Origin of the sequence: Agarivorans sp. QJM3NY_25 (genome assembly GCF_050870875.2) — a bacterium.
In the GTDB taxonomy this organism is placed as follows: domain Bacteria; phylum Pseudomonadota; class Gammaproteobacteria; order Enterobacterales; family Celerinatantimonadaceae; genus Agarivorans.
The window spans coordinates 1,548,514-1,566,689 of record NZ_CP194041.2 but is presented as its reverse complement, the minus strand read 5'-3'; the positions used below and the strand labels follow the sequence as shown (position 1 = coordinate 1,566,689).

Annotated in this window: 15 protein-coding genes; 2 read left to right on the top strand and 13 right to left on the bottom strand. The window is 44.8% G+C overall.

Going from position 1 to position 18,176, the window contains the following annotated elements:
• Positions 1-87 precede the first annotated feature (87 nt).
• Entirely contained in the window at positions 88-1,668 is a 1,581-nt protein-coding gene (gene guaA / locus ACRRSW_RS07225; RefSeq protein WP_432458987.1) for a glutamine-hydrolyzing GMP synthase, read from the bottom strand.
• Between the two features lie 72 nt (positions 1,669-1,740).
• The gene (guaB, locus tag ACRRSW_RS07220; RefSeq protein ID WP_432453878.1) at positions 1,741-3,201 is read right to left on the bottom strand and encodes an IMP dehydrogenase; all 1,461 of its coding nucleotides are present in this window, start codon (positions 3,199-3,201) and stop codon (positions 1,741-1,743) included.
• 85 nt (positions 3,202-3,286) lie between these two features.
• Here guaB and xseA point away from each other — a divergent pair, with 85 nt between their 5' ends.
• Together xseA and ACRRSW_RS07210 are read left to right on the top strand one after the other, a co-directional pair.
• On the top strand, positions 3,287-4,666 hold the full coding sequence (gene xseA, locus ACRRSW_RS07215) for an exodeoxyribonuclease VII large subunit (protein WP_432453879.1): 1,380 nt from the start codon (positions 3,287-3,289) through the stop codon (positions 4,664-4,666).
• A 462-nt stretch (positions 4,667-5,128) separates the two neighbouring features.
• Positions 5,129-6,970: an alpha/beta fold hydrolase gene (locus ACRRSW_RS07210; protein ID WP_432453880.1), complete on the top strand. Its 1,842-nt coding sequence runs from the start codon at positions 5,129-5,131 to the stop codon at positions 6,968-6,970.
• Between the two features lie 54 nt (positions 6,971-7,024).
• On the opposite strand, the gene ACRRSW_RS07205 is transcribed toward ACRRSW_RS07210, so the two are convergent.
• The 11 genes from ACRRSW_RS07205 to pepB form a co-directional block, all read right to left on the bottom strand.
• Positions 7,025-7,255, bottom strand: a complete 231-nt coding sequence (locus ACRRSW_RS07205) for a zinc ribbon domain-containing protein (protein ID WP_432453881.1) — start codon at positions 7,253-7,255, stop codon at positions 7,025-7,027.
• A 12-nt stretch (positions 7,256-7,267) separates the two neighbouring features.
• Positions 7,268-8,737 (bottom strand): ribosome biogenesis GTPase Der, encoded by a 1,470-nt coding sequence (gene der / locus ACRRSW_RS07200; RefSeq protein WP_432453882.1) that lies wholly within the window; start codon positions 8,735-8,737, stop codon positions 7,268-7,270.
• A gap of 83 nt (positions 8,738-8,820) precedes the next feature.
• Entirely contained in the window at positions 8,821-10,011 is a 1,191-nt protein-coding gene (bamB, locus tag ACRRSW_RS07195) for an outer membrane protein assembly factor BamB (protein WP_432453883.1), read from the bottom strand.
• A complete protein-coding gene (locus ACRRSW_RS07190; RefSeq protein ID WP_432453884.1) occupies positions 10,004-10,636 on the bottom strand; it encodes a YfgM family protein in 633 nt (210 codons plus the stop codon). The genes bamB and ACRRSW_RS07190 overlap by 8 nt, the downstream gene beginning before the upstream one ends.
• A 13-nt stretch (positions 10,637-10,649) precedes the next feature.
• Positions 10,650-11,927 carry a histidine--tRNA ligase gene (gene hisS / locus ACRRSW_RS07185; protein ID WP_432453885.1) on the bottom strand — a complete coding sequence of 426 codons (1,278 nt, stop codon included), beginning with the start codon at positions 11,925-11,927 and terminating at the stop codon, positions 10,650-10,652.
• 84 nt (positions 11,928-12,011) lie between these two features.
• On the bottom strand, positions 12,012-13,109 hold the full coding sequence (gene ispG, locus ACRRSW_RS07180) for a flavodoxin-dependent (E)-4-hydroxy-3-methylbut-2-enyl-diphosphate synthase (RefSeq protein ID WP_432453886.1): 1,098 nt from the start codon (positions 13,107-13,109) through the stop codon (positions 12,012-12,014).
• A gap of 22 nt (positions 13,110-13,131) precedes the next feature.
• Positions 13,132-14,118, bottom strand: coding sequence for a cytoskeleton protein RodZ (gene rodZ, locus ACRRSW_RS07175; RefSeq protein WP_432458986.1), 987 nt, complete (start codon positions 14,116-14,118; stop codon positions 13,132-13,134).
• The gene (gene pilW / locus ACRRSW_RS07170) at positions 14,108-14,881 is read right to left on the bottom strand and encodes a type IV pilus biogenesis/stability protein PilW (protein ID WP_432453888.1); all 774 of its coding nucleotides are present in this window, start codon (positions 14,879-14,881) and stop codon (positions 14,108-14,110) included. The genes rodZ and pilW overlap by 11 nt, the downstream gene beginning before the upstream one ends.
• A 22-nt stretch (positions 14,882-14,903) precedes the next feature.
• Positions 14,904-16,022: a bifunctional tRNA (adenosine(37)-C2)-methyltransferase TrmG/ribosomal RNA large subunit methyltransferase RlmN gene (locus ACRRSW_RS07165; RefSeq protein ID WP_432453889.1), complete on the bottom strand. Its 1,119-nt coding sequence runs from the start codon at positions 16,020-16,022 to the stop codon at positions 14,904-14,906.
• A 154-nt stretch (positions 16,023-16,176) separates the two neighbouring features.
• Entirely contained in the window at positions 16,177-16,602 is a 426-nt protein-coding gene (gene ndk / locus ACRRSW_RS07160) for a nucleoside-diphosphate kinase (protein ID WP_432453890.1), read from the bottom strand.
• Between the two features lie 202 nt (positions 16,603-16,804).
• Positions 16,805-18,094, bottom strand: coding sequence for an aminopeptidase PepB (gene pepB / locus ACRRSW_RS07155; RefSeq protein ID WP_432458985.1), 1,290 nt, complete (start codon positions 18,092-18,094; stop codon positions 16,805-16,807).
• Between the last annotated feature and the right edge of the window lie 82 nt (positions 18,095-18,176).

The following is an 18,176-nucleotide window of genomic DNA, read 5'->3' as shown; positions in this document are numbered from 1 at the left end:
AAGAATCACCATAAAAAATGCCAGTCAGTATTACTGACTGGCATTTCATTGATTTATAAAGACCTAGTTAACTGTTTATAACTTAGTCTACTCCCACTCAATCGTCGCAGGCGGTTTACCCGAAATATCATAGACCACACGAGAAATACCATCTACTTCATTGATAATTCGGTTGCTCACATGACCAAGGAAGTCATAGGGTAAATGAGCCCAATGTGCTGTCATAAAATCGATAGTCTCAACAGCACGCAGCGATACAACCCAATCGTACTTACGTCCATCGCCCATCACACCGACTGAACGCACAGGTAAGAATACCGTGAAAGCCTGGCTTACCTTATTGTATAAATCATGTTTATGCAGTTCTTCGATGAAAATAGCATCGGCACGGCGCAATAGATCACAGTACTCTTTCTTCACCTCACCGAGTACCCGTACCCCTAAACCAGGCCCAGGGAATGGGTGGCGGTATAACATGTCGTAGGGTAAGCCTAGCTCCAGACCAATTTTGCGCACTTCGTCTTTAAATAGCTCTTTCAAAGGTTCAACCAAGCCCATTTCCATATCATCGGGTAAGCCACCGACGTTATGGTGAGATTTAATCACATGTGCCTTACCGGTTTTAGCACCCGCAGACTCGATCACATCCGGGTAAATCGTACCTTGGGCAAGCCACTTGGCATTTTTTAGTTTCTTCGACTCTTCATCAAAAACATCAATAAAAACATGGCCGATAATTTTGCGCTTCTTCTCTGGGTCACTTTCACCCGCCATCGCATCTAAGAAACGATCTTGTGCCTGCACATGAATAATGTTCAAACCAAAGTGATTGCCAAACATATCCATTACTTGTTGGCCTTCGTTCAAACGCAATAAACCGTTATCCACGAACACACAAGTAAGTTTATCGCCAATGGCTCGCTGAATAAGCATGGCAACAACCGAGGAATCAACGCCACCACTTAGCGCAAGAATAACTTCATCATCACCCACTTGCTGCTTAATTTTTGCGACCGCATTTTCAATGATCGATTCAGAAGTCCACAAAGCATCACAGCCACAGATATCTTTCACAAAATGTTCTAACATCCGTAAACCTTGGCGAGTGTGAGTCACCTCAGGGTGAAACTGAACGCCATAAAATTGCTTGTCTTGATTCATCATCGCGGCAAATTCACAGCTCGGTGTTTTCGCAATCGTGGTGAATCCTGCAGGAATAGCCGAAACTTTATCGCCATGGCTCATCCAAACATCTAACAAGGCATTACCATTATCGGCAACCGTGTCTTCAATCGCTTTAAATAAAGGTGATGGGCTAATAACCTCAACCTGAGCATAACCAAACTCCCGCTCACCTTCACCTTGAATCACCTTCCCGCCAAGCTGCTCAGACATTGTTTGCATGCCATAACAAATCCCTAATACAGGAACGCCAGCGCTAAACACATACTCGGGGGCTCGAGGCGAATCATGTTCTGTGACACTCTCTGGCCCACCCGCTAAGATGATACCGTTAGGTGCAAATTCTCTAATGTCGGCTTCTTCTACATCCCAGCCCCAAAGTTCACAGTAAACCCCTATTTCACGAATACGGCGGGCGATCAATTGGGTATATTGCGATCCAAAATCTAAAATTAGAATACGATGTTCGTGGATATCTCTGCTCATAATCACTTACTTCATTAGGCTGATAAAACTAAGCACCTACAGGTGCTTAGAGAGTAGTTATGCTATAAAAATCTACCCCATACGGTAGTTTGGTGCTTCTTTAGTAATGGTCACATCATGGACATGACTTTCGCCCATTCCGGCACTGGTCACCCGAACAAATTCGGCTTTGGTATTCAGTTCGGTGATAGTGGCGCAGCCAGTCAGCCCCATACAAGAGCGCAAACCACCCATTTGCTGGTGAATAATCGCTTTCACTGGACCTTTGTAAGCCACCCGACCTTCAATCCCTTCGGGCACCAATTTATCTGCCGCATTATCGGTTTGGAAATAACGGTCTGATGAACCCTGAGACATTGCACCTAAAGAGCCCATACCGCGGTAAGATTTAAACGAACGCCCCTGATAAAGTTCAATTTCTCCAGGCGCTTCTTCGGTGCCAGCAAACATACTACCCACCATCACACAAGATGCACCGGCGACCAGGGCTTTCGCAATATCACCAGAGAAACGAATACCACCATCGGCGATCACCGGAATATCACGACCTTTAAGCGCTTCCACCGCATCAGCTACCGCGGTAATTTGTGGGACACCCACACCAGTAACAATACGTGTTGTACAAATTGAACCTGGGCCAATCCCCACCTTTACTGCACTAACACCAGCATCCGCGAGGGCTATCGCACCAGCGGCAGTGGCAACGTTACCACCAACAATCTGTAAGTCAGGGTATTTATCATGAGTGGCCTTAATGCGATCAAGCACTCCTTGCGAATGCCCGTGAGATGAATCGATCAATAAGACATCGACCCCTGCTTCTACCAGCGCATCAACCCGCTCTTCGTTGCCAGCACCAGCGCCAACAGCAGCACCAACACGCAAGCGGCCAAAGCTGTCTTTACAAGCGTTCGGCTTACGCTCTGCTTTTTTAAAATCTTTTACGGTGATTAAACCTGTGAGTTTAAAGGCATCGTCAACCACCAACATTTTCTCAATACGGTGTTCGTGCATTAGCTTTTCAACCACTTCACGGGAAGTATCGGTAGTGGTTACCAAACGTTCTTTCGGGGTCATCACCTGCGAAACTGTTTTAGAAAAATCGGTTTCGAAACGTAAATCACGTCCTGTGACAATACCAACTAAGTCATTAGCTTCTGTCACCACGGGGAAGCCAGCAAAACCGTGAGTTTGGCGTAACTTCGCAATCTGCCCCAAAGTTAAGTCTGGCGTCACCGTAATCGGCTCAAGCACAATCCCAGCTTCGAATTTTTTCACGCGACGCACTTCATTGGCTTGTTGTTCGATACTCATATTTTTATGAATGAAGCCAATGCCACCTTCCTGAGCTAAAGCGATCGCAAAACTCGCCTCAGTAACAGTATCCATGGCCGCAGAAACCATCGGAATATTTAAATTGATATCTTTAGTTAGACGAGTGGCCAAACTGGCAGTGTTAGGGAGTACTTCAGAGTGTGCAGGAAGTAGTAGTACATCATCGAAGGTTAAGGCTTCTTTGGAAATTCTCAGCATAGCAACATTCGCCTAAATCAGTTAATAAACGGGAAAATATTGCGGACGGATTATAGGTATAAAGCTAGTCAAGGTAAATTGAAAAATGTTATTTTCTTACATTATTTTCAATTTACCCACGAGAGCGCTGATGCAAGCGAATCAAATCACCCAAAATGTCTTCAGCGTAAGTCAATTAAACCAGGAAGTTAGACGTTTACTAGAGCGTTGTTTGGGGACAGTTTGGTTGGAAGGTGAAATATCTAACTTTTCAGCGCCATTTTCAGGGCATTGGTACTTCAACCTGAAGGACTCACGGTCGCAGGTCCGTTGTGCCATGTTTAAAAATACCAATCGCAAAGTACTTTTTAAGCCCGAGTCTGGAATGCAGGTGCTAGTGAAAGCCAACATCACCATGTATGAGCCTCGAGGGGATTACCAGTTAATCATTGAAGCCATTCATCCCGCCGGGGATGGCGCCATCCAGCAAGCATTTGAGCAATTAAAGTATAAGCTCGCCGCCCAAGGCTTATTTGCCGAAGCAGCTAAACAAGCACTACCGGAGTATCCGTCAACGGTTGGAGTGGTAAGTTCCGCATCAGGGGCCGCCTTACAGGACATTTTGTCGGTACTGGCTCGACGAGCACCAGCCATCAAAGTCATCGTCTACCCAGCAGCAGTGCAAGGCGAACAAGCAGCCATTCAAATTTGCGCCATGATCGAACGAGCGAATCAACGTCAGGAAGTTGATTTGTTGATTGTTGGCCGTGGGGGTGGTTCTAAAGAAGATTTATCCGCCTTCAATGATGAACGGTTAGCCAATTGCATATTTAACTCTAACCTGCCCATCATTTCGGCGGTTGGCCACGAGATTGATCATAGTATCAGCGATCTAGTTGCCGATGTACGAGCGGCAACCCCTTCTGCTGCAGCGGAAATCGTCAGCCAACAGGCTAGCCACATCGAGCAAAGATTAAGCTATCTCAACCAACAGCTAAACAACCGCTATTCTCAGCTGCTGAAACAACAGCAATGGCAACTGACAAATTTACAACAGCGCATTTATGCACAATCCCCTGAGCACGTATTGCAACAACAACAACAACGGTTTGACCATCTATCACTACGCTTGGAGCGCGCGATGTCTAGCAGCTTAGCGCAGGCTAACTACCGATATAACAGAGTCAGTCGAGCCATTATCGAAAGCCAACTTCCTGCACAACTCACACAGCAAGCAAATCAATTCGATAACTTATTAAAAAATATGTCACAAATAATCACGCAGCAACAAGCCCGTTATCAACAACAACTCATCGCCAAAACTCGACAATTAGATGCCCTAAGCCCACTGCGGGTTTTAGAACGAGGTTTTACAATGGTAAGTCATAAACAACAACTCGTGCATCATGCCGCCGAATTACAAGTTGGAGACGAAGTCACGCTGCAATTTGTCGATGGACAACGAAAAGCAAACATCAGTTCTTAAACACAGCTAACCTCTTGTAGCAAATCATGTTCGTGGAGCGAGCTTACAACGCAACCAGAGATATTTCGCCAAGCAAACCCACTCAATAAAGAGTAAAATGCTTTAGCGAATCCTTTTTTTCAGCGCTTGTGACACTTGATGCTACAGGGTCTACTTTGTTTTAGAGAGGTACACTTTATATGAACAATTTACCCCACAAGTCACAAACCAATGAAAAAATAATCATTACAAATCAACAAACTCTAATCTTATCGACAATCTTTCGTACGCTTCACAACTTATGAGTGAAGCGTTAAATTTGATGTGTTTTTTTGTAAAACTATCTTAAAATTAAAGGGGCTAAACTAGACGCCGAAATTTTTGCTATAAATAAACTCAGCATCTAAACCCAAGAAGACGCAAAGTGTATGCCAATCGCATATAATCAATTAATTGTAATACAAGTAAATTAGCAGTAAAAATATGAAATCTCTGGATAGCACCAAGGAACTCGAGCTAACCTTCGTCGATAATCGGGAACAGTTAATCGGCATGATCTACCGAGCAGCGGCAGAACCCGAATATTGGCCAGACCTGCTTGAACAGCTGTATATGATGCCTGAGATTCAACGAACTCAAGTTGAAACTGAGCACGACAACTCATCAGCCAAATTAAGCCAAATGCTAAACGCCGTCTCTCCAACCCTATTGATGGAACAAACCCATCATTCAGAACGCAATCAGTTGCTACTAGAGCACTTCAACCAAGCGTTAAACATCGCCAAGCGCATCTATAAGCTGGAAGAAAAAAATCATTCATTAAATTCGCTGTTAGACCACATTCCTGTGGGTGTGATCTTAGTCAATGCCCAAAACGAAATATTATTAACCAATGAACTCGCCGAAGAGACTCTTCAGTTAAAGCAGGGGCTTTATCAACAAGGCAGAACCTTAACCACACAGCAAAGCAAATCAACAGCGTTACTGAAACAATATGTCACAGAGTTATCAAATTTGGGGCCAGGAGAGTCAAGTAGTCGCGGGCTACCGATCCAAATCGATAATCAAAGTACAGCTCAAACGATGGTGATCTTAAGTCCTGTCGATCATTTACAAAACCCTGCCTTGGAGCGCAATGCCAGTGTGGTGGTATTTATCTCGCCCTCACGGCCGGATATTGAGCTAGATTTACGCGCTTTTGCCGAAGGCTATAGCTTAAGTCCAAAAGAAGCACGGATTGTAAACTACATTGCCCAAGGAATGTCTCCATCCGATATTGCCGACAAAATTTACGTCAGCTATAACACCGTTCGAACTCAGCTAAAATCGGTTTTTAAAAAAACAGGGGTCAGTAGTCAAAGCGAGTTAGCCAGCTTGGTACTTACTGGACCTTGGGGAATGTTATCGCAAAATAGTAGAGCTTTACTCCCGTTAGACGAGCATAACTCTAGTAATCAAACCTTGTTTTTTACCCTGCCAGATCAACGCCGCTTATGTTATCAAGAATTTGGTAGCGACAAAGGGACACCGGTAATTTACTGCCATAGCATTCTAGGCAGTCGCTTAGAGAACTTCTTCGATGAACAAGACTTAGCAAAGCAGCTCGGGCTGCGTTTAATCACCATCGATCGACCTGGTTTTGGCGGCTCCGACTACCATCCAAATTATAGTTTTGTGCAATGGTCTGAAGATCTCTGTGCCTTGCTCGAATACCTAAATATTGATCAAGTTGAGTTACTTGGCTATGCCACCGGAGGAGTATACGCAGCCTGTTGCGCCGCCAAAATACCGAGTAAAATTAGCCATCTCACCATGGTGAGTTCTGGTGATGCACTAGTTTTAGATAGTGACTATCAAGCCACCGCCAAGCTATACCGAATGCATATGAAATTGGCGCGTGACTTTCCCAGCATGCACCGACTATTTACCAATATCTTAGAAAAAGGTTTACACAAAGATCCGAATAAGCTGTTTAAAGTATTAGCCAAAGATTTGGACGGAGCCGATGTCGAGTTATTTAATAGCCCGCAGTTTCGAGACAAATTTACGCGTTACCTCAAAGAAGCCAAAATACAGGGTGGCAGCGCATTTTCTGATGAAGTACAACGAGTCATGAAAGACTGGGGCTTTAATATTGCCGATATTCAAATTCCGACAAGCTTATGGCATGGCGAAGTTGATCGGCATATTCCTTTAGTTCTCGCCGAACGATTCGCAACATCGGTACCAAATGCTCAACTAAAAGTCATCCCTAAACAAGGGCATTTTATGATCTACCAACAATGGTCAAATATTTTACATAGCATCGCCAAACGCACCTCATAGCAAACATAGCGGGTATTTAACGATATAAAAAAGGCGGTAAAAACCGCCTTTCGTTTATTCACAGCGTTCAAAGCGCTGAATCATCGCCTTTTTGGACTTTAGTTCATTACAGTGCTTACAGAAATAATCCACCGCACCGCAAGCTTTCAGTATTTCCAATTCTGCATCACATTTATCGCAATGGACCCGTTGTAAATATCGGTGATGGCAAGCAACACATAACCAATGTTCATGTTCAGGGATTAACTCACCGTCACATTCAGGACAAGCGATTTCATGACTCATGACTCACTCCAGCTATTTTTTATATTTACTCACGCTTTGCATTTTTTTACGGCGACGCTCTTGTGCCAAAGTCAATTTTGACTTTTTATCAGAAAATGGATTTTCGCCTTCCTTAAATTCTACACGGATCGGCGTTCCCATAATCTCTAGCGCCTTACGATAATAATTCATTAAGTAACGTTTATAAGAATCAGGTAAGGAGTTCACTTGATTACCATGGACCACAATTCTTGGTGGGTTATATCCACCCGCATGCGCATAACGCAACTTAACTCGACGACCGCGAACCAATGGAGGTTGGTGATCATCTTGTGCCATCTGCATGATACGAGTCAGTAAAGAAGTTGAAACACGTTTGGTGGCGCTGCTATAAGCCTCTTGTACCGATTCATATAGGTGGCCGACGCCTGTTCCATGCAATGCAGAAATGAAGTGCACTCGAGCAAAGTCAATAAACCCTAATCGGCGATCTAATTCACTCTTAATTCGCTCCTTATGGTCGTTATCTAATCCATCCCATTTATTGACCGCTAAAACCAGCGCGCGCCCCGCATTAAGCACAAAACCTAGCAGACTTAAATCTTGATCAGAAATCCCCGATTGTGCGTCAATGACCAACATCACTACATTGGCATCTTCAATGGCTTTCAAGGTTTTAATCACCGAAAATTTTTCAACCGTCTCGGTCACCTTGCCACGCTTACGCACGCCAGCAGTATCGATCAAAATATAATCTTGGTCTTCACGTTGCATCGGGATATAGATGCTATCACGCGTAGTGCCCGGCATATCGTAAACGACGACCCGCTCTTCACCTAAAATTCGGTTGGTCAGTGTTGACTTACCGACGTTAGGTCGGCCGACAATCGCTAATTTAATAGGCATATCAGCAAACTGCTGAGCTAACTGATCGAGCTCAGTTTCACTCAATTCATTGTCTAAATCGAGTTCGGTATCTTCACCTTCTAGCGCTTGTTGCGCATGTTGTTCGGTCACAAAAGGACGCAAGGCTTCTTCCAGCAAGATATTAACCCCACGACCATGTGCCGCGGCAATATGATGCACGTCGCCCAAGGCTAAAGCATAAAATTCACCACAAGCCGTATCTGCATCGATACCGTCAGTTTTGTTGGCGACCAAAAATACTTTTTTATCTTGTCTACGCAAATGGTGAGCAATCGCTTCATCGGCGATTGTCATTCCAGCCCGAGCATCCACTAAAAACAGTACCGCATCAGCTTCTTCGATGGCCTGCAACGATTGCTGCGCCATCATCGCATCGATACCTTCTTCATCCCCATCAATACCACCAGTATCGATCACGATGAACTCTTGCTCAGCCACTTTTGCTTGGCCGTATTTACGGTCACGAGTCAACCCTGGGAAATCGGCAACCAGTGCATCCCTACTGCGTGTAAGGCGATTAAATAATGTAGATTTGCCGACGTTAGGACGTCCCACTAAGGCAACAACAGGAAGCATAAGGGCCTCTTTTTTAGAATAGATGAGATGACAAAGGCTCATGATGATTTCACCATGAGCCTTTTATACACAATTATAACAATTTAACTGCGATTTAGCGCAATTAGCTTACCATTTCGTGTTTGAACAATAATTTTATCGGAGGTTACCACAGGTGCGACGTATAAGCCGCTACTATCTAACAACTGCTTACTCATAAATTCACCAGTCTCACGATTTAACCAGTATAAATAACCTTCACTATCACCCACTAAGACTTGATCACCGTCTATCGCTGGTGCGGTAACAATACGGTACGCTAAACCCGATTGTGCCCAGTTTTCAACACCATTATTACGTTCTAAACTATAGACCGTATCGCTAGCATCCGTAACAAACAAGCTTAAACCAGCGGAGGCAATATTTTGATAAGCGGAGTAACTGCGTTTCCAGTGCTCTTCGCCACTACGTAAGTTCACCGAAACTAAATTACCGTTATAGGCCACAGCATAGAGCTGCGAATCAATCAATATCGGCTTACTACCAACATCAACAATGCGGTCGATTTCAGTGGAACCTTTTGGTTGAGCCAACTTCGTGTCAAAGATCAACTGCCCGTTTTCCAGTAAATATAAACCAACTTTACCATCACTCCGGCCAAGGATAATCGCACCACTGGAGATCAGCGGTGGGGCTTTACTACGCAATGACAAAGCGGGTTGATCTATCTTGGTGTCCCATTTTTGCTCACCGCTGTGTGCATCCAATGCAATCAAATGACCATTACTGGTCATCACCACCACAATACTATCCTCAACGGCTGGCTTCGCTAATACTTCACCAGCAACTTTAACTTGCCAAACTATCTCACCAGTCTGGGCATCTAAAGCCACCACGTCGGCGTTCTCGGTCCCCAGATAAATCCGCTGATAAGCGGCCGTTAAGCCTCCCGAAATACGGGCGTTAGGAGTATTACCAGAAAATTGATTATTACTTTCCAGCTTAGATAAGTCGATTTTCCATAGGGACTTGCCATTAAGATCAAAGGCATGCACTTCACCGTAGCGTGCAGCTGCAAAAACAGAGTCGTAGGCGACCACTGGCGATAAAGCAGAATAATACTCTGCAACACCACTACCGACTCGAACTTCCCATTGCTTTGTTACCTTAAACTGATTACTAAACTCAGGCACTGGTGACATTTGCACCACATCTTCTTCAGAATTAAACAAAGAACATGCAGACAACCCAAGTAACAACAAGGCCAAGCTAGCACCGCGCCATGCTTTAGCCATTCGCAGCCTCGGCTTGTGTTAAATCATTCAATTTCAAGTTGACACTAGGATCTTGTTCACTGGCACCAGCCGCAACTGCAGCTTGATAAGCTTGACGCGCCAATTCAGGTTCACCTTTCTGTAAATAGATATCCCCTTTAATTAACTCAACCGTTGCGCTTAAGGCTGGCTCATTAATTAAGGCGAGACTTGCAAGGGCATCATCGAAAGACTGTTGCTGAGCTTGCACCCGCGCCAACCGAGCATAAATCATCCCTTTTAACTCTTCTGGAGCTCCCGCTAAAGCCAATTTAAGCTGCTCTTCGGCCTGCGCAAAATCTTCTTTTGCGACCAACTCTTTGGCTAATAATAACGACGCAAACACCGCGTAGTTATTTCCTTTTTCATCGGCTACGTAACTCACTAATGAGCTAAGCTCATCGGAATTACTCGCCACTTGAGTAACAACTTGTTGATAAGCATCAGAGGCTGCGTCTTGTTGCGCGACTTGATAATCACCGTAGTAGCGCCAACCAAATACGGCAGCTAAGCCTAGAACGGAGCCACCAATGACTGATGTACCATTTTTCTTCCACCAGTCTTTGATGGCTTGAACTTGCTGTTCCTCAGTGGAGTATATTTCCACGGTATCTCCTTAACTATGCTAATACTGTGTTAAGCAAGGCTACCAGCTCGTCTTGAGCGATGCACTGCTGTTGAATATCTTGACGTAAATATTTCACGGTAACCTGATGATTAGCCAACTCATCATCACCGATGATCAGCGCCACTCTCGCCCCGGATTTATCTGCACGCTTAAACTGTTTCTTAAAGTTACCACCACCGCAGTGACTCATGACTCGCACTGAGGGTAACGCATCTCTTAATTGTTCAGCTAATGAAAATGCCGCACCAAGCGTTGCTTCTCCAGCATTGATCACATAAACATCAGCACTCGATGGTAAATCACCTAATAGATCTAAGGTTTCGAGCATCAATACCAATCGTTCTATGCCCATAGCAAAACCCACCGCGGGCGTCGGTTTACCACCTAATTGTTCAACCAGACCGTCGTAACGGCCCCCTGCACAAACAGTTCCTTGTGAACCAAGGCTATCAGTGACCCATTCAAATACGGTGCGATTATAATAATCTAAGCCACGGACCAAACGTGGATTCAATTGATAAGCAATACCTGCATTATCGAGCAAGGCACAAAGCTGTTGAAAATGAGCTTGGCTTTCAGGATCCAAATACTCAGCCAAACTTGGGGCATTGACTAAGGCCGCTTGTACCTGTGGATTTTTACTGTCCAATACCCTGAGCGGGTTATCGTACATACGCCGTTTTGCGTCTTCATCAAGCACTTCTTTATGCGCTTCCAAATAAGCAATTAAAGCATCGCGATAATTAGCACGAGCTTCATTTGAGCCCAAACTATTCAGCTGCAAACTAACATGCTTTTCTAGACCAAAAGCCTTCCAAAAACGAGCCGAAAGTAAAATAACTTCAGCATCGATATCCGCCGAAGCCATGCCAAAGGCTTCAACACCCGCTTGATGGAACTGACGATAACGACCTTTTTGTGGGCGTTCATGGCGGAACATTGGCCCCATATACCACAGCCGCTGTTCTTGGTTATATAATAAACCCGCTTGATTGCCGGCTCTGACGCAACAGGCTGTGCCTTCTGGGCGCAGTGTTAAACTATCACCATTGCGATCGTCAAAAGTATACATTTCCTTTTCAACGATATCGGTCACTTCACCGATGGAACGTTTGAACAGTTCAGTACTTTCAACAACTGGCATTCTAATTTCGTTATAACCATAAGCAGCCACCACCTCACGAATCACCGACTCTACTTTTTGCCAGGCGGGTGTGTCGCTAGGCAAGCAGTCATTCATGCCTCGTATTGCTTGTATTTGTTTAGCCACATTAATCTCGAATAAAACAGGTAATCACTACTAAAAGCCCTCGATTATAGGGGCTTTCGCTCAATAGGTAAATTTGTTTGCCGTTTAGCGACCGCTGATATCTTTGACGGGGATCCGAGCCCGAATTTTTGCTTCGAGCGCATCCACCAAATTATCATTGTCAAAACGCTCTTTTTGGCGAGTCCCATCTTGATAGAAGCCACTTTTTTTATGACCACCTGTAATACCAAGATCAGAAATAAGGGCTTCGCCGGGCCCATTCACCACACAGCCAATAATTGATACATCCATCGGCGTAACCACATCTTCTAAGCGTTGCTCTAATGCATTGACCGTAGCAATCACATCAAATTCTTGACGAGAACAACTAGGACAGGCAATAAAGTTAATACCACGAGAGCGGATCCGCAGCGATTTAAGAATATCAAAACCAACTTTAATCTCTTCAACTGGATCGGCAGCCAACGAGACCCGTAGCGTATCGCCAATCCCTTGCGCCAACAACATACCTAAGCCCACGGCCGACTTCACAGAGCCACTGCGCATACCACCAGCTTCGGTGATCCCTAAATGCAAAGGCTGATCAATGCGAGACGCTAAGCCTTGATAAGCGCCAACCGCAAGAAACACATCGGAGGCTTTGACACTCACCTTAAATTGATCGAAATTTAATCGGTCGAGAATATCCACATGGCGCATCGCCGATTCAACCAATGCTTCTGGTGTTGGCTCACCATATTTCTCTTGAATATCTTTTTCTAAGGAGCCGCCGTTCACACCGATCCGGATCGGAATTTTACGATCTTTAGCTACATCGACAACCGCCCGTATACGCTGCTCGTTACCAATGTTACCGGGGTTAATTCGTAAACAATCAACCCCATACTCAGCGACTTTAAGGGCAATTCTATAATCAAAATGAATATCGGCAACCAGTGGGACCGATACTCGCTGTTTAATCAACTTAAACGCTTCTGCAGCCTCCATAGTTGGTACCGAAACACGCACGATATCGGCACCTACCGCTGCAATACGATTAATTTGAGCAACCGTTGCATCAACATCAGTGGTGCGGGTATTAGTCATCGACTGAACCGAAATCGGGGCATCGCCACCGACCGGAACATTGCCCACCATAATCTGCGTTGATTTACGACGTTTTATTGGACTTGGCTGGTTCATAATACTCGAAGGTCTTTATTAATTATTGAGGGATATTCATACGCACGACTTTACCGCGCTTAAATGAAGAAAGGTCTATTTTGTCTTGTCCATAGTGAATGTTCACACCAGCAGCCGTCCCCAAAACAATACTGTAAGGTGCAACACCGCTAAGTTTCAAGCTATCACCCGGTTTCTTAATCGCAGCAACTAAACGTTTACCGTTTGCGTCCCGAACTTCCACCCAGCATTCATTTTCAAAATTCATGACTAAAGTCTTCAGCGGGGGGACTGGCACTGCCGGCACTTGCGCCTCTGAGCTAGGCTTAGCCGCTACCACCACATCCTCTTTTTCCGCGAGCTGATTGGTCTCGCTAAGTTTAGGGCTTGGTTCCGAGACTAACGTGTCTTGCTTAACAACCGTCACTGACGCATCAGCCCCTGACGGCTCACCGCTCTCTTCGGCTTGCGATTCCGATGGTGCTGGGATCTCTGATGTTCGCTCAGCATCAACGCTACTTGGCTCGATAGCGACATGATTTGATTCAGCTGGCTCAACGACGCTGGCACTTTCAGAACTCAATGAGCCAAACACCGGATCGAGTTGCTTTTCTTGTAGCCACCAAATGACCAACAGTGCAACAATCCCTAACGCCACTAAGTAGGTGAACTTCATTAATCGGCTATCATGGGTTTCCTGCTTAATTCGCTTAGAAAAACTTTGCATTTCGGTGCGTTGTTCTTGCGCAGCGTTTAAATGCTGATAGCTAGATAAGACAAGATCTTCAGATAAATTAACCAGCCGGGCATAGCCGCGTAAATAGCCTTTGATAAACGTTGTGGATAGACCGCTGTCAAAGCTATCCGCTTCAATATCAATCACCACTTGAATCCGTAATTTTAAACGATCCGCCACCTGTTGTTGGCTTAATTCGGCCACAACCCGCGCTTCCTGTAACATTTGGCCTGGGCTAAGCACTTCAATATCCTCGCTAAGCTCGGTAGGCTCTAATTCTGCTTTAGTAGTCATTAGCTATATATCGTTTTGTCTGTTCTGATTTCGGAAATTGTTGTTGCAAGGTAAGGCCCCAACGCGCTTCTTCGGCAAAGTTATCTGCGGCATTTTCGAGACGAACCCAAGCAAATGCACTTTCGGCAGTGGTTTCAGCCATACTATCATACCGTTGCAAATATATTCGCGCCTGCTCTGGTTTATTTTTTTGTAAGTAAATCTCAACCGTCCCTAATAAGGACGCTGGGCGACGAATATTATAGGCTAAGGCATTCGAGAAATACGCTAAGGCATCATCGATATGCCCCGCACTTAATGCGCACAAACCGGCATTTTCATTGGTGCCAGCCACTTGCACATACTCAGGATTTGCGAGTGCTTTTTTAAACAGTTTATCCGCTTCCACGTAGTCTTGCTGCTTACATAGCATCACACCGTAATTATTTAATACGTCTCCATTATTTGGGGCAATTGAGCGCGCTTTTTTATAGGCACTGATGGCCCGCTCCGGTTGGCGAACCTGCTGATAGAAGTGGGCTTGAGCCACATATACATCAACCGAATTAGGCGCGAGCTGTTGAGCTAACTCTAAATTTCTCTTAGCCTGTTCGGCATCACCCGCCTGCAAGTAACGTAACGCTAAACTAATACGAGTTTTAGCCGCGGCTTCTTTATCTAGCTGTCGATTGTCATTGTTAACTTCTTGGCCATTTACCCGTGTTTCAGTAACACAAGCAGTCACCGAAAACATTAGTATTAGCAAAAACAGCCAGCGTTTCATATTCATCCTTCGATAAGCTTAGTTATTGAATTGTGACTGAAATTTCTTGCTGTTGCATCCGTTTTCTCATGCTTCTTTTGGTTCTGTCGACAACATCACCCGCCAATTGCCCACAGGCAGCATCGATATCATCGCCGCGAGTCTTTCGCACGACCACGGTAGAGCCATATTCCATCAAGACTTTGCTAAACCGATCGACACGACTATTGCTCGGTTTAGTAAACGGTGAGCCCGGATAAGGGTTAAAAGGAATTAAATTAATTTTACAGGGTGTGTCGCGCAATAAGGCCGCTAATTCATGCGCTTGTTCCATTGAGTCATTCACTTGATTCAATAAAACATACTCCACTGTAACCTTGCCACGGTTGGCATTTGACTTACCGATATAGCGCTTAACACTCGCCAGAAATGCTTCAATATTATACTTATCATTGATCGGCATAATTTCACTGCGGAGCTTATCGTTAGGGGCATGCAAGGAAATGGCTAACGCAACATCAAGCTGATCACCTAGCTTATCTAAGGCAGGTACCACGCCAGAAGTACTCACTGTAACCCGACGTTTACTTAGGCCATAGCCGTTATCATCTAGCATTAATTCCAGCGCGGGAACTAGATTGGATAAATTTAACAATGGTTCGCCCATGCCCATCATCACTACATTAGTAATTGGCCGTTTCCCTTCAACACCTTTGTGTCCGATCACTTGCGCTGCTCGCCACACTTGACCAATAATATCAGAGACTTTTAAATTACGATTGAAACCTTGCTGTCCAGTGGAGCAAAAAGTACATTCTAAAGCACAACCTACTTGCGAAGATACACACAGCGTCGCTCTATCACCCTCAGGAATATAGACCGTTTCAATTTCTTGCCCTGCCACCAACATCGCCCATTTAATAGTGCCATCAGCGCTACGCTGTTCGGTACTAATTTCCGGCGCTTTTATCTCAGCAACTTTGTTTAGTTTTTCACGCAAAGTTTTATTGATATTGTTCATTTGGTCGAAGTTATCTACACCAAAGTGATAGATCCACTTCATTACTTGATCGGCACGAAATGGTTTTTCCCCTAATTCAGCGAAAAAACGACGCAGCCCTTCTCGGTTAAAATCAAGTAAATTTGTTTTTGTCTCACTCATCGCCTAACTCCACGACAGACCATTAAAAAAGCGCCGAATTGTACAAATAATGACAGCACATTACCAGCGAATATCGCTAATCCTTAAGCTTGGGGCATATTGATAAAACGCCCTGTAACATTCCATTAAAAAAGAGGCCTTAGCCTCTTTCGTTTTATCTTGGACAAATTTCGTTATCATCAAAGAAATAAGCGATTTCTCTTGCCGCCGATTCAGGTGAGTCGGAACCATGAGTTCCGTTTGGTGGCATGCCAGTCCCAAAATCGTGACGTAAAGTGCCCGCGGCAGCCTCAGCGGGATTGGTCGCACCCAATAACTCACGGTAGCCCTGCACTGCATTCTCTCCTTCTAGTACTTGTACCATGATGGGTCCGGATGTCATAAAATCAATGAGTGGTTGATAAAAAGGCCGTCCCTCATGTTCGGCATAAAAACCAGCCGCTTGCTGTTCAGTCAAATGCAACATTTTTGCAGCAACTAAACGCAAGCCTGCAGCTTCCATCCGCGCATAAACTGCACCAATCGCATTCTTCGCCACCACATCGGGTTTAAGTATAGAAAAAGTCCGTTCTAAGGCCATTTATCAGCTCCATTGCAAAATTTATTAATAGCACCTCTAGAGGCTGTTTATCTTTCGTCATCAACTTTCGCTTATTCATGTAGCGTTAGCTCATCATTAATGTCGATAGTTACAGTTCTTCGAGTCAATCTCATTTAAATGAAACGTCATCGCAAAAAAATCGCTTCGAAAGCTAAACAACTCCAATGATAATAAGTTAGCTCTACTCAGTTAACAAGCGTGCAATAGTACGGATCCCATGGCCTTTAGCACCAGTCGCCCATAGACTATTAGCCGATTTCTGATAACAACCAGATAGATCAAAGTGTAACCAATTCTGATCTGCATTCTTTACGAAATAGGCAAGAAAAGCTGCCGCAGTTGAAGCCCCAGCCATCCCTTCACCAGAAGAAACATTCGCGATATCAGCAAAAGATGAGCTTATTTGTTGCTTATGAAAATCTTCAAGTGGCAATGCCCAGGCCATTTCAGCTTCTGCCTTCGCCGCAACTAAGGCTTGCTCAACCAAGTTTTTATCAAAACCAAATACCGCATTATAATCACGCCCTAAGGCCATTTTAGCAGCACCAGTAAGGGTTGCGGCATCGATGATCTTACCAGGCTTCACTTCACTTGCAGCAATTAAACCATCTGCGAGAACTAAACGTCCCTCAGCATCAGTGTTTAAGACTTCAACACTCACACCATTTTTATAATTAATCACATCGCCTAATTTATAAGCTTTACTGGACACTAAGTTTTCAGCACAGCACAAAAATAGTTTGACTCGTTTATTCAAGCCCTGAGCAATAGCCAGCCCTAGGCCACCAGTTACGGTGGCAGCGCCTCCCATATCGCTCTTCATTACCGACATGCCATCGGAAGGCTTAATGCTGTAACCACCGGAATCGAAGGTGATACCTTTCCCCACCAAAGCAACCGCGACCGGTTCATCGTCATCGCCACTCGGATTGTAATCAAGCTGCAACATTGCCGGAGCCTGACAACTGCCCTTGCCTACAGTGTAAGTTCCAACCCAACCTTGCTCCAGCAAGTCTTCACCGGTAATGATCCGGTAGCTAATATGCTTCGGTGCCAACTCAGTTAAAAATGCAATCGCAGAATCACACAAACTTTGTGGGTAAATATCAGCGGGGCCAAGATTAATCACTGCACGCGTCCAATCAGCTGCTGCTTTTAAAGCTTCAAACTGATGTTGCGCTTGCTCACTTAGCACCGCGACACCTAATTGATTGTCCTGCTTAGCATTATAATAACCTTGATAGAATGCCCAGCATGCTTCCAGATCCCACGAGTCACCAATCAGTGCCAAGTGTTTTAAACCTTGGGCATCTAAGCGACGCGCGGCTTTTTGAATATCTTGAAGCCTTGTCGAGCCTTCTGAAACGACATGAACGATAACTTGATCTGCAGTGAAACTAATTAATGCTTTATTGCCCCATTGAGCAGGAGCGGCTTTCGCGCATAATACAACGTCCAACACGGTGGTCATCTATACTTCCTCATTTATTTATCTGACAACAAGCCATTGCGGTGATACAAATAGCAAACTAGACAAGACAATGATCAAATCA